General features: G+C 38.1%; 13 protein-coding genes. 7 read left to right on the top strand and 6 right to left on the bottom strand.

Annotated elements, in window-relative coordinates; genetic code table 11:
- Nucleotides 1–286: 286 nt before the first annotated feature.
- Nucleotides 287–2,452 (bottom strand): S46 family peptidase, encoded by a 2,166-nt coding sequence (locus tag IPO46_07345; GenBank protein ID QQS61959.1) that lies wholly within the window; start codon nt 2,450–2,452, stop codon nt 287–289.
- A gap of 190 nt (nt 2,453–2,642) precedes the next feature.
- Between IPO46_07345 and IPO46_07340 the strand changes: the two genes are divergently transcribed.
- The 7 genes from IPO46_07340 to recA all read left to right on the top strand — a co-directional run bounded on the left by IPO46_07340 (nt 2,643) and on the right by recA (nt 8,612).
- On the top strand, nt 2,643–4,085 hold the full coding sequence (locus IPO46_07340) for a M48 family metalloprotease (protein QQS64346.1): 1,443 nt from the start codon (nt 2,643–2,645) through the stop codon (nt 4,083–4,085).
- 100 nt (nt 4,086–4,185) lie between these two features.
- On the top strand, nt 4,186–4,584 hold the full coding sequence (locus IPO46_07335; GenBank protein ID QQS61958.1) for a hypothetical protein: 399 nt from the start codon (nt 4,186–4,188) through the stop codon (nt 4,582–4,584).
- A 28-nt stretch (nt 4,585–4,612) separates the two neighbouring features.
- The gene (gene recR / locus IPO46_07330; protein QQS61957.1) at nt 4,613–5,233 is read left to right on the top strand and encodes a recombination protein RecR; all 621 of its coding nucleotides are present in this window, start codon (nt 4,613–4,615) and stop codon (nt 5,231–5,233) included.
- Between the two features lie 122 nt (nt 5,234–5,355).
- Nucleotides 5,356–5,730, top strand: coding sequence for a hypothetical protein (locus IPO46_07325; GenBank protein ID QQS61956.1), 375 nt, complete (start codon nt 5,356–5,358; stop codon nt 5,728–5,730).
- An 83-nt stretch (nt 5,731–5,813) separates the two neighbouring features.
- Complete coding sequence (locus IPO46_07320; GenBank protein QQS61955.1) at nt 5,814–5,990, top strand: hypothetical protein; 177 nt, start codon at nt 5,814–5,816, stop codon at nt 5,988–5,990.
- Nucleotides 5,991–6,260: 270 nt separating this feature from the next.
- Nucleotides 6,261–7,283: a homocysteine S-methyltransferase family protein gene (locus IPO46_07315; GenBank protein QQS61954.1), complete on the top strand. Its 1,023-nt coding sequence runs from the start codon at nt 6,261–6,263 to the stop codon at nt 7,281–7,283.
- 327 nt (nt 7,284–7,610) lie between these two features.
- Entirely contained in the window at nt 7,611–8,612 is a 1,002-nt protein-coding gene (gene recA, locus IPO46_07310; protein QQS61953.1) for a recombinase RecA, read from the top strand.
- A 145-nt stretch (nt 8,613–8,757) separates the two neighbouring features.
- Here recA and IPO46_07305 read toward each other — a convergent pair whose 3' ends face one another.
- The 5 genes from IPO46_07305 to IPO46_07285 all read right to left on the bottom strand — a co-directional run bounded on the left by IPO46_07305 (nt 8,758) and on the right by IPO46_07285 (nt 13,477).
- On the bottom strand, nt 8,758–9,144 hold the full coding sequence (locus tag IPO46_07305; GenBank protein QQS61952.1) for a hypothetical protein: 387 nt from the start codon (nt 9,142–9,144) through the stop codon (nt 8,758–8,760).
- A gap of 5 nt (nt 9,145–9,149) precedes the next feature.
- Nucleotides 9,150–9,623, bottom strand: a complete 474-nt coding sequence (locus IPO46_07300; GenBank protein QQS61951.1) for a hypothetical protein — start codon at nt 9,621–9,623, stop codon at nt 9,150–9,152.
- Nucleotides 9,623–9,958, bottom strand: coding sequence for a hypothetical protein (locus IPO46_07295; GenBank protein QQS61950.1), 336 nt, complete (start codon nt 9,956–9,958; stop codon nt 9,623–9,625). The genes IPO46_07300 and IPO46_07295 overlap by 1 nt, the downstream gene beginning before the upstream one ends.
- Nucleotides 9,958–10,512 carry an RNA polymerase sigma factor gene (locus IPO46_07290; protein ID QQS61949.1) on the bottom strand — a complete coding sequence of 185 codons (555 nt, stop codon included), beginning with the start codon at nt 10,510–10,512 and terminating at the stop codon, nt 9,958–9,960. The genes IPO46_07295 and IPO46_07290 overlap by 1 nt, the downstream gene beginning before the upstream one ends.
- 100 nt (nt 10,513–10,612) lie before the next feature.
- Nucleotides 10,613–13,477: a TonB-dependent receptor gene (locus tag IPO46_07285; GenBank protein ID QQS61948.1), complete on the bottom strand. Its 2,865-nt coding sequence runs from the start codon at nt 13,475–13,477 to the stop codon at nt 10,613–10,615.
- Between the last annotated feature and the right edge of the window lie 27 nt (nt 13,478–13,504).

The raw sequence follows: 13,504 nt of genomic DNA, 5'->3' as shown, positions 1-13,504 counted from the left end.
TATCACAAAAACTGGAAATTAGAGTATCAAGCTGGAGTTTATTATTTTGGCAAACAAAAATTGCTCCTGCTTTAGTTGTATTATTTTTATTAAGTAATTAATTTTTTGAGAGAAAAATCTAAACAACAATAATATTTCTTAAAAGTTTTGTTTGTACAGATGACACTATTATTCTTTAATGTTATATTGCTCCATTTTAAAAAAAAATTCCATAAAATCATTGTTACAAAAAAATCCGGTAGAAATATTTCACCGGATTTTTTTATAAATATTTAATCTATGTATTTTAGCGAACCAACTTCAGTTCGTTGATAATATTTTTGGCTCCTCCCAGTTTATCTATGCACCATAAAACATAGCGGATATCTACATTTATGGTACGATTAAGGTCTTTGTCAAATGCAATTTTGTGGCTTAATGCCTCGTAGTTGCCGTCAAAAGCAAGGCCAATAAGGTTGCCATAAGCATCCATTACCGGGCTGCCGCTGTTTCCTCCTGTAATATCGTTGGTAGTAATAAAACCAATTACAAGGTCGTTGCGTTTTTTGTCAATATACTGCCCAAAATCCTTATTTTTAAACAATTCAATTTCTTTTTTAGGCAGGTCAAATTCATAATCGCCGGGAATATATTTTTCCAAAACGCCACGGCTGGTTGTTACATAATCGTATTTCACCGCATCTCTTGGGCTATAGCTTTTTACATTGCCATAACTTACCCTCATGCTAAAATTTGCATCAGGGTACATTTTAGCAGCGGCTGTAGGGTTCATTTCCATAATGCCTTTCATATAGGCCTGCCCCAGTTCATTATTTTTACTTACAAACGCAGAATATAATGTGGAGTATTTACCTGTGTAATTTTTTACAAATGCCGATGCAAAACTAAATGCAGGATCGGCCTGTAAAACATTGGCATCGGGATTTGCAATAAAGGCATTCCATTTTACACTATCAAAAATCATAGTGTTGGCAAAAACGTATTTTGCCCATTTTTTATAAGTGGCATCATCGTCCAAAGGACCGTAACTGTTTTTAAGGCCTTCGTAAAACCCAACCGGGTGCTGGCTTTTATCAATTTCGTTATAAAACATTTGGGTTACAGCAGCCAGTATTTTTTCATCACTGGGTTTATCTTCATCTTCCAGCCAGGTGGTTCTCCTTGCATTAGCCGCTTCCGCAGCTTTCTTAATATCCTCAGGCAAAGCGCCGGTTTTTACAAGGGCCCTTTCGAGACCCATGAGAGAAGATGCCGCAAATGCTACCAGCGGCGAGCCGGCAATACCTTCATTTAAAAATTGGCGCAATTTGCTGTAAGGCTCCCATGCTGCATAATTTTTTGCATAATCACTGAATATATTTTCATACGCTGGTTTACCATTTGCCCATTTTTGAAAATTATTTTCATAAGCTTGCTTTTGCTCATAGGTGTGAAATTTTTTTAACTGCTTTGTTTCGCCATCAAAAAACTTCCAGTAATTAGCAATGCCTGCATAGCTGCTGGCCAATTTTAATTTTACTGCTGGGTCTTTAATCATTTGCTCATGCATATACTTTAAACGAATGGCCCTAAGCTCCACTAAAGTGGGGTTCTCAATTTCGTTTTTTAGTTTAATGCCATAGCTGGTTTCGTAACGGTTGGTACCTCCGGGATAACCGTATATCATGGCAAAGTCGCCATCTTTAACCCCTTTTAAACTTACCGGTAAAAAATATTTAGGCTTTAAGGGAACATTGTCTTTGCTGTATTCGGTAGGTTTCCCGTCTTTTGCAGTATATACACGAAAAATGGAAAAGTCGCCGGTATGGCGTGGCCATTCCCAATTATCTGTATCTCCGCCAAATTTACCCACACTTTCCGGTGGCGCACCCACCAGCCTTATATCCCTGTATGTTTTATATACATACATGATATACTGGTTGCCTTTAAACATGCTGTAAATTCTTGCTGAAATTCCATTTTCTTTATCGGCCAGCTTATCCGTTATGGCCTTCATTACATCATTAATTTTTTTGGAACGCTCTTCCCAGTTTAAGCCTTTTACCCCGGCTTCTACTTCTGTAGTTACATCTACAATTTTTTCCAAAAACTGAACCGTAAGTTCACTTTCGATTTCCTGGTCTTTATTGAATGCATAAAAGCCGTCACGCAAGTAATTATGCTCTACGCTACTTGCCCGGGCAATTGCATCGTAACCGCAATGGTGATTGGTAAAAATCAAACCCTGGTTACTTACAATTTCGCCTGTACATCCGCCGCCAAATATAATAATGGCATCTTTAATGGATGATTTGTTGATAGAATACAATTGATCTTTGGTAAGTTTAAGGCCTTTCTTTACCATATCAGCATATACTTGCTTGCCCAACAACATGGGCAACCACATGCCTTCATCAGCTTTTGCTTTAAAAATACTTGCTGTAAATACAAGTAATACTAAAATTTTCTTCATAGTCTTTATTTATGCGGCAAACCTATGTAATTTTCCTTTAGTATGATGTAAAAAATTAAGAGTGGTAATTCTCTTTCAAAATTAAACCCTGTAATTTGTAATTTCGTCATAAAATATAAATTAGATTAATACAACCGGGCATTATTGTTGCTTTATAAACTTTTTAAACAAATAAAAACAGATGAAATTTATTTTAAAATATAGTTTGCTTGCGCTAATCACTATAGTTTTTACCACCTGCTCCCGAAACCCGGTTTCCGGCAAAAAGGAGCTCACTTTAATGTCGGAATCGCAGGAGCTTGCAATGGGCCAGGAGGCCGATCCGCAAATACAGGCGGAGTTTGGCGTTTACCCCGATAGCAGCATTCAACATTATGTAAACAACCTTGGCCAAAAACTGGCAAAGGTTTCACACAGGGCAAATATCCCTTATACTTTTCGGGTAATAGATTCAGATGTAATCAATGCATTTGCGGTACCTGGTGGCTTTATTTATATAACCAGGGGAATTTTGGCCTATTTAAACGATGAGGCACAACTGGCAGGTGTAATAGGCCACGAAATTGGCCATATTGCGGCCCGCCATTCGGTAAAGCAACAAAGAAATGCCATGCTTGGCCAGTTGGGTATTATTGCCGGTGTTGTTATTAATCCCAATCTTGCAAGGTTTGCAGAAAGCGCTTCACAAGGGCTTGGCCTTTTGATGTTAAAATTTGGGAGAGATGACGAGAACCAATCGGATGTACTGGGCGCAGACTATAGCACAAAACTGGGTTATAACGCCCATTCCATGGGCAACTTTTTTACTACACTAAAAAGGTCAAGCGGTGAAACGGCAGGCCAGTTGCCTGAATTTTTAAGCACCCACCCCGACCCGGGAAACAGGAACACACATGTGCAGCAACTTGCAGATGAATACCAAAAGAAATACAATATTACCAACCCTGTTTTAAACAGGAATTCTTACCTGCAAAAAATTGATGGCATTGTATATGGTGAAGACCCTCGTGGCGGATATATGGATGATGGCGTTTTTTATCACCCCGAAATTAAATTTCAATTTACGCCGCCCACAGGATGGCAATACCATAACAGCCCTACAAGGGTTCAATATGCACCCAAAGATGGTTCTGCTTTATTTTACCTTGGCTCTGCCCAGGGAAATACTTTGCAGGAAGCCGCCAATGCTTTTATTCAAAACAATAAACTTACAGCCGAGCAAACAGCGCAGGTAACCATAAATGGGCTTCCTGCTTATGCAATTGTATTTAGCCAAATGCAGCAACAACAAGATGGCACATCGGCCCTTGCCTTAAGGGGCCTTTCATATGTTGTACAGTATAACAAATCTCTTTTTCAAATGGTAGGCGTTACTTCTCCAAATGCATTTAACCAGCTTGCACCTACTTTTGAAAAATCCATGAAAAGCTTTAAGCAGCTTTCCGATGCTTCTAAAATCAATAAAAAACCGGAAAGGGTGCGCATTAAAACCGTTAAAACCACAACCAGTTTTGAACAAGTCTTAAAATCATTTAATGTAGCAGCAGCAAGGTATAATGAACATGCTATTTTAAATGCTGTAGAATTAAATACCAGCATACCTTCCGGCACATTAATAAAAATAATTCAATAGTAACAGGCAAAATTAACAGCCAAAAAAATCCCGGGCCTGTACCGGGATTTTTTATATACCGAGGAAATTATAGATTTGCAAAAAAATATACCTGCAAAAATTGACAGCAACATTTTTATATACCGGAATTTTTTTAGGCGGCTTTTTAATGGCATGGTTTATACGCACCATGCAAATTATTAAAATCAAAAAAGAGCTCAGCAGCACAAAAGGCTACTTGGAAAGCGAAAAATTAAAAAAAGATACACTCAACAAAGAAAATCAATTGGTTTACCAGCAAAAAAAATTAACCGAAACGGAATTGCACTCGTTATCACAAGAAGCTACAGACTATAAAAATTTTATGGATGAAAGCCTTGTACTTTTACAAAAGGATAATGAAGAAACCGAAAAACTTTTAAAAGCAGGCCAGCCATTGATCCACGACCTTAAAATGAAGTTGATAGAAGCCAACAACACCATAGCCCGGTATAAAGCGCTGCTGGAACAAAAGAAATAAACAGGCTTACTTTTTACTACCTTGCATTATGTCTTTTTCATCTACACTTTTGGAAAATGCGGTAAACGAATTTGCCAAATTGCCCGGCATAGGAAAAAAAACGGCGCTGCGGCTTGCTTTGCATTTAATAAAACAACCCGAAGCCGAAGCAAAAATTTTTGGAGAAACTATTGTAAAAATGCGACAGGAAATAATGTTTTGTAAACGTTGCCACAATATTTCCGATAAAGAATTATGCACTATTTGCAATAACCCTATGCGGCAACAGCAGCATATATGTGTAGTAGAAACTATAAGAGATGTAATTGCCATTGAAAACACCCAGCAGTTTAATGGACTTTATCATGTGTTGGGGGGCATTATTTCTCCGTTGGATGGAATTGGGCCGCATCAACTTACCATTGACCCGCTGATAGAACGGCTGAGTAAAGAAAATACACAGGAGCTTATTTTTGCCTTAAACCCCAATATACAAGGCGATACTACCATTTATTATATTACCAAAAAACTCAACGGCTGTTCCGTAAAAATTACTACCATTGCCCGGGGCATAGCTTTTGGCGGTGAGCTGGAATATGCCGATGAAATAACTCTGGGCAAAAGCATCAGCAACCGCATTCCCGTGGTTCATTATGTAAATAACGAATAGCCATTCCCAGTTCAGCTATTATTTTTCCCGGTTCGGTAACCTTATTTTTTTGTGGCAAATAGCTACTACTATTTTTATTGTATGAAAAGCAATAAAAAAAAATAATTTGGCTTAGCCTTACTTTGCTCATTATTGCAGCAGTCGCTTTGGGTTTATATATGTACAACAAAGGCCCCATAAATGTAAAAAAGGCCAGGGCAATTCATGTAGCGGCAGCATTTTTATATACTGCATTTAAAAAAGATAGCATTGCTGCAAACAAAAAATATACTGGCAAAATAGTGCAGGTAAAAGGCATAGTAAAAGAGGTAAGTTTAAACCAGCAAAACGAGCAGGTTGTATTATTACGTACCGCTTCTGGCGATGCCAGCATTTATACCACTTTGGAAGAACTCAACGATTTAGTTAAAACCGGTAACCCTATAAACCTTAAAGGAATTTGCAGCGGAATTGGTGGGGCCGATGCCGACCTTGGCCTTAAAGCAGATGTGTATTAAAAATGAGAATGTTCATGGGCGAATTTCATCCCAACATTATATCGGGACAAGTTGTGGCAATGGAAAACAATAAAACTTAACAAATGAAAAAACTTTTGATATTAGCAACAGTTTTTACAGCTATTATAAGCTTTGGCACCACACCGGTTTTTGAAGACCTCAACGACGACTGGTTAATTGTAGAAAAAAACAGCACTTCAATAAAACTGAAAGACGATAACCCGGCACAGGACGACAAGCTGGAATTTACTAAGCTATAAAGTTGCTCATTCGTTTTAAAACTCCAATAGCTCTAAACAGTACAAGCCGTAACCATTTTGAATTACGGCTTTGTTATTTTATATTTGCAATCCATACAGGGAGCGGATTTGTTTATTGTTCATCCCCATCTTAAACTGAACTAATAAACTGGAGGCAATTAATATATTCTTACAGTTATTTTTCATTTTTATTGGTTGGGTAATTTCATTATGCTTTTTTTAATTGCAGTTAAAGAAACCTTCAAATACAATTAGCTTAAAACACTTATTATGTCAACCATTAAAGAAGAACTTAAAAAAAGAATACTCATTATAGATGGCGCCATGGGCACCATGATACAGCAGCATAAACTTACCGAAGGAGATTTTCGAGGAGAGCGGTTTAAAAATTGGCCCAAAGATGTAAAAGGCAATATTGATTTGTTGAGTATTACCCAGCCGGAAATTATTACCGGCATCCATAAAGAATATTTACAGGCCGGTGCAGATATTATTGAAACCAATACTTTTAGTTCTACTTCCATTGCACAGGCAGACTACGATATGCAATCACTGGCTTATGAACTCAACAAGCAAAGTGCTACATGCGCCAAAAAAGCCATTGAAGCCTATCAAAAAGAAACTGGTGATAGCACACCAAAATTTGTTGCCGGCGCCATTGGCCCACTCAATAAAACCTTATCATTATCTCCCGATGTAAATAACCCCGGTTACAGGGCTGTGAGCTTTGATGAAGTTGCTGATGCATATACAGAACAAATACATGGCCTTGCAGAGGGTGGGGTGGATGTGTTATTGATAGAAACCATTTTTGATACCCTCAATGCCAAAGCAGCCATTTTTGCTGCAAAAAATTATTTTCAAAAAAATAATATAGAACTCCCCATTATGATATCGGGAACTATAACCGATGCAAGCGGAAGAACCCTGAGTGGGCAAACCCTGGAGTCGTTTTATATTTCCATACAACATGCCAACCCATTAAGCGTAGGGCTCAACTGTGCCCTTGGAGCAAAAGAAATGAGGCCACATATTGAAGAACTCTCAGGCATAGCTTCCTGCTTTACATCTGCCTATCCCAACGCCGGCTTACCCAACTCAATGGGCGAATACGATGAACAGCCGCATGAAACAGCGCTCATTATTGAAGATTGGGCCAAAGAAGGGTTTTTAAATATTGTTGGCGGTTGCTGCGGAACTACCCCCAATCATATAAAAGCAATTGCCCAAAAAGCCCGAAACTATTCCCCAAGGCCACTGCCGGTAAATGCTGCTTCCCTTAGTTTAGCTTAAAAATTTACCCCATTTTGCCAAAAAATACCCCATTTTGGGTATTGTTGAAACAAAATATTAATGTTCTCTTTGTGCAACAAACAAAAAAGTTCATTTAATTTATTATATAGCCTTTTTCGGCTCTCATCTTTTTCTCATGCTTGAACACTCTTCCCGTTCCGGTTCCCCGGAGTGGGATTTTTTTTGCCCTGAATTTTGATAGCTAAAGTTTTTATCAAAATAAATACTAAATTTATTAGTGTTGATAAAATAAAACCCCTACATTTGTGGTTCAGGATAATTTTACAAGCTAAACGTATATACATCAATTTTTAAAAAACAGAAACAATGAGTAATGTAGAAAAACTAAAGGCGCTGAAACTTACAATGGATAAAATTGATAAAGATTTCGGCAAAGGATCGGTAATGATGATGAATGAAAAAGGCGTTACAGAGCAGGAAGCCATTTCCACCGGATCGCTTGGCCTGGATGTAGCGCTGGGTATTGGTGGCTTGCCCAAAGGGCGGGTAGTTGAAATTTACGGCCCGGAATCTTCGGGAAAAACTACTTTGGCTATACATGTAATTGCTGAAGCACAAAAAAAGGGCGGCATTTGTGCCTTTATTGATGCAGAGCATGCTTTTGACAGTGTATATGCACAAAAATTGGGGGTAGATATTGATAACTTGTTGATCTCTCAGCCCGATTATGGTGAGCAGGCGCTGGAAATTGCCGACAGGCTTATTTTATCTGGCGCATTAGATGTGGTAGTAATTGACTCTGTTGCAGCGCTGGTTCCCAAAGGTGAACTGGAAGGAGAAATGGGCGACAGTAAAATGGGTTTACAGGCAAGGCTTATGAGCCAGGCTTTGCGTAAACTTACTGCCACTATTTCAAAAACAAATAGCTGCTGCATATTCATAAACCAGCTAAGGGAAAAAATTGGTGTAATGTTTGGCAACCCCGAAACCACAACTGGTGGTAATGCACTTAAGTTTTATGCTTCTGTAAGGCTGGATATACGCAGGCAGGCTCAAATTAAAGATGGCGACGAAGTGGTGGGCAACCATGTAAAAGTGAAAGTGGTAAAAAACAAAGTAGCGCCTCCTTTTCGCCAGGCCGAATTTGATATTATTTATGGCGAAGGTATATCCAAAGTAGGCGAAATAGTAGATATGGGAGTAGAGTTGGGTATTGTTCAAAAAAGCGGTAGCTGGTTTAGCTATAATAGCGATAAACTGGGCCAGGGAAGAGATGCGGTTAAAAAGCTGCTTTCAGACAATCCTGAACTTATGAATGAACTGGAAGGAAAAATAAAGGATAAAATCAAAGAAATACAATCTCAATAGTTGATAGCTTTTTTTAAGTTGGTTTATTAAGTATACAACCGTCTTTTTCTAAGGATGGTTTTTTTTTAAACACTGATCATAACATAAAAAAGGTTGTTTATATAGTAAGTACCACATAAACAACCTTCAATAAAATTTTGCTGCTTTAGTTTGTTGCTGCTTCCTTTTTACGAAATTTTAACCCTGGCTCTACCGATTCATTCCACTTTTTCATTTGCTCCTCTGTAAAAATTTTGGAAAGTTCGGCATCTCTTTTAGCAATGAGTTCCTTTCTTTTAGCCATAAAAACTTCACGGTCAAAATTGCCATTAGCACGGGCTTCGTCATTGGCTTTTTGCTGTTCTTCAAAAAAACTCAGAAATACTACCTGGGTTTTTTTTACTTGCTCATCGTTAAGTTGCAATGGTGCAAGCTGGCCCATTATTTTAACTGCTTTTTCCTGAGGGCTCATTTTTTGCCTGTTGCCCTGGGCCCATACAGTATTAATGCTGAAGAGCACTATTAATGCGCCTAAAAAAAATTGCTTTTTCATATTATTTATCTTTTTTGTTTTTGTTCTTTTTTAAAAAATAATTTGCTTATGCCCGAATCAAACCTGGCTTTTTGTTCACCACTGCAAATATTGCGAATTTCTTTGAAATGTGCCAAAACCTTTTGGTCTACAATTTTTTGTTGCACTGCCGACCGGTTTACTACCACATTTATAGCGCTATCACTAAATCCTTTTTTACCCAAAAGTTCAAAATTTTGGTTGCCGCCGGTACGCATTGAATCAAAAAGCAGCTCCATAGATTGCTTATGAGTTTTGTACAGCGCATCATAAGTTGCCATTTGCGAAGCGCTTAAACCTATATCCTTTACCAGAAAATTCTTCATGCGCTCTTCTCTGTACTTTTTTTTACTATGGCTTTGTGGCTTTTGAAAAATAAGGATACTTAAAAGTGCAATATTGGAAAGTGCCAATACCACCACCAGTAGAATTAAAAATTTATTGTTCGTTTGTTTAAACATTATTGTGGAATATTTACGATTTCGTAATTGCTGGAAATATTGGCAATATATTCGTAAGCACTTTGCGTATCTGCCATATCATTAACGTTGGACTTTTTAATAAAAATCCCCAGCATATTCAGTAATAAAAACATTGCTACTATGGATACAGCAACTGCCGGCTTACTTATCCAATAGCCAATTTGTGACCATACAGTTTCCCTTGCCGGTGCTTTTGCCAGTGCGGCATTTACCCTGGTTAATAAATAAGGCGCCGGTTCCGCACGCTCCATGTTATCAATACTTTGCAGCGTTGATACTACTTTATGGTTAATATCATTGTTTTTAATGGACATTATTCATTGTTTTTCTGGTAATAGTTTTGCAAATATGTTTTTAAATTTTGTTTTGCCCTTGCCATTAGAGATTCTACAGCCAGCACACTCGTTTCCAACACTTCTGCTATTTCCATATAAGGCATGGCTTCGGTTTTGTGTAATAAAAAAACAATTTTTTGTTTTTCAGGCAATTTATCTATTGCGTTAAACAAAACGGCAGCTTCCTCTTTTTGCTCCAGTGCAACTCCGGGGTGGTAAAAACTTACGGGTTCTTCTGCTTCGGCTGTATTAAAAACCCTTTTGAATAAACCACCACGCCTCTGAGCTTTTTTTCGTTTTTCAAAATCCAGCGCTTTATTTATGGCAATCCTATATGCCCAGGTAGATAACTTTGCCTCTCCTTTATAGCCTGCCAGCGATTCGTGGATTTGTATAAACACCTCCTGAGTTACATCTTCTGCATCGGTTTCATTTTGTACAATTCCCAAAACGGTATTGTAAACCAAGCCCTGGAGTTGGTTTACAATTTCGGCAAAACCCGGAATATTGTTATCGTTGTTATCGGAAGTCAAAAAATTATTTTCAGTTTACATCAAAATTAAAAATAATCAATATGTCCGAAAACCCGCTATGCCTTCTAAATCTAAAACAATGAACTATATATTTTCAATTTTAAAACAGCCCACCTGCAGGCGATGGTCCATGTCCGCCACCATAAGGGGGCATTCCCATTGGCCTGCCATCACCACTGTCTTTGCTCTTTCCTTTACCAAAATTTTTAAGGTTGTAGGTAAACGTAAGCATAAAATACTGTTCCAGCACATTGTACCTGGCATCTTCAATATAGTTTGCCGATACGGTTCGGGTAATGCTTTGGTTTTGTTTAAGCAAATCAAATACGGTGAGTTTTAATTCGGCTGCATTATTTTTCAGGAATTTTTTTCCAATGCCGGCATTCCACAACCAAAAACTTTGGTTGAGCCCGGTTGATAACCCTGTGTACGATTGGTTGCTTACATCATTTTGTATAAACCAGCCTTTTTTATTCAATAAATTTAATTGTAAACCCATGGTTTGATTTACAAAATTATTTTTTGATGCAATTACTGCCGACTTTGTTGTGGCATTATTAAAATTAGCAGAATAGGAAACATTAAAATCCACATACTCACTTATATTACTTGCAATACTTACGCCTGCATTATAAGTGTAATTATTAGTTGTAACGGGAAGGTTATTGGTAAGGCTCGGCATTTTAGAATAACCGGCGCCTGTATTGATACTTAAATTAGATTTTATAAATTTTACCGGGAAGGTATAAGTAAACATGGTACGAATATTTTTGTACCCATCCAGGTTTACAGGTTTCACCAATTGGGATCCGGCTTTTAAAACAATATTATTATGCAGCGTACTATCTGCGTTTAAAAGGTAAGTTGCATTGCTTATGTAATCGCTTGTAGTTTGTGCAAAAAGGTTAGCAAAAAAACTTTTACCGCTCTTTGAATTGGCAAAGCTGTAGCGGGTAGAAATAAAATTAGTATATGCTTGCTTAAGCAATGAGTTGCCCATACTTACCCTTAAAGGGTCTGATAAATTCACCACATCCTGCAACTGAGTTACGCTGGGAAAATTTACCCTTGCCCTATAAAAAATCCATAGGTTATTGCTGCTGTTGAATTTTTTCCTGAACATTAACCTGGGCAACAGGTTAAAGAAAGATTGATCTACATTGGTTACTGTAGGGAAAATTCTATCGCTTTGCAAATTGCTGTTTTGAAAGTTTAAACCAAACATAAGCATATTATCCCTGTTTGGGTTATAGCGATAGCTGATGCCACCGTTTTGGGTGGTAACGGTATTATCGAATTTATTGGATAGCGATGTATCAAATGCTGTGTACTTCCCATTATCGAAATGAAAGGTTTGCTGATCGGCTTTATTTTTTTGAATAGATGGGTTGTATTCAAATTGCAACATACCGCTTTTGCCCAAAGGCTCGGTGTATGTTAAATTTCCTTCATAGTTAGTACCGTTAGTGAGGTTATCATAAAACTGGTTGGGTAAAGAATCGGTAACATTGCCCATATCATCAAAAAAGCGATAACGGCCGTCTAAAATATTTTCGCTACTGTTGCGGGTAAATGTAGTATTAAAGCCTACGGAAAGCGACCTCCTCCTGTTGGCAAAGGAATGGCGGAACATTACACGGTTACGGATATTGTACCCGCTGCTGCCACGGATTGTGTTGGCCATAGAAGTATTTAAGGAATCATTTGCCCCATAAAATGTTTGGCCATTGGAAATTCCATTGGCGTTGTTGGCTTGAAAACTTAAGCTGGGAATAATAAAAATGCTGTTGTTACTATCAATTTTGTACTCTGCTCTAAAGTTTATGCGGTGATTGGTATTATTGGTAAAAGATGTGCTGTTGCTATTATCCTTATACCATTTTCCAGATCTGTCTAAAATTTGGGCTTTAATATCCGACTCGGTATTTAGCTTGCTACTATTATAAAAATAGCTTCCGGAAAGGGTGAAATTTTTGCCCCATTTATCGTTATAGTTAATGCCAAAAGCATTGGTACGGCTAATGCCATTTTGCTGGCCTACTGTAAAATTATCAGAGCCGCCAAACATGCGGCCACCACCCCTTCCGCCGCCGCCGCCTGAGCCGGTTACACCCAGTAAATCCTGCGAACCAAAATTTTGCTGGTTAACATTATTAAGATTAGCTACAATAGAAACCCTTCTGTCTCCATTAAAAAAACTCACATTACCTCCTGCAGCATACCTTTCATCGGTTCCGTAACCTGCGTAAGCCCTGCCAAACTGCCCGTTTTTAATACCCGACTTTGTTACCACATTTATAGCTTTTACAGAGTTGCCATCATCCACGCCTGTAAGTTGTGCCTGATCGCTGAGCTTATCAAAAACCTGTATTTTATCCACCACTTCCGATGGCATGTTTTTTAGCGCTGCCGAGGCATCATCGCCAAAAAAATCTTTGCCATCAATGGTTACTTTTTTAACCGTTTCGCCCTGTGCGGTTACCGTTCCGTCTTTCGCTACTGTTATTCCGGGCATTTTTTTAATTAAATCTTCGGTTGTTGCATCCGGGTTTACTTTGTACTGACTTGCACTGTACTGGGTGGTATCTGCTTTGTTAACCACCGGGCTGCCTGTTGCTGTTACGGTAACACCGGCCAAATCTTTTCCTTTTTTATAAAGATTGAGCACCCCAAAGTTTTTATCCGTATTGGTAATAGTGGCAAAAACTGTATGAGCCTGGTGGCTTAAGGCATTAATACTCACAAAGAAACTGTCTGTAGCCAGGTTTTGAAAAATAAATTCTCCATCGGTAGTTGTTACCGTATTTGCAACAATAGAGGAGTCTTTTTGAAAATAAAGAGATACTGTTGCTCCCTGAACGGGCGATTTGTCGTCGGCATCAACTACCACTCCAGATAAGGAGTACTGTGCCATACCGCTAAAAGAAACTACACTTAAAAAAATGCTAAATAATAATTTAAACATAAAATTTGATAATAATTGTGAGTTTGA

The organism is Chitinophagaceae bacterium (assembly GCA_016699815.1).
Lineage (GTDB): Bacteria > Bacteroidota > Bacteroidia > Chitinophagales > Chitinophagaceae > Ferruginibacter.
Note: the sequence above shows the minus strand (reverse complement) of the source record. Positions and strands in the feature narration are given on the sequence as shown.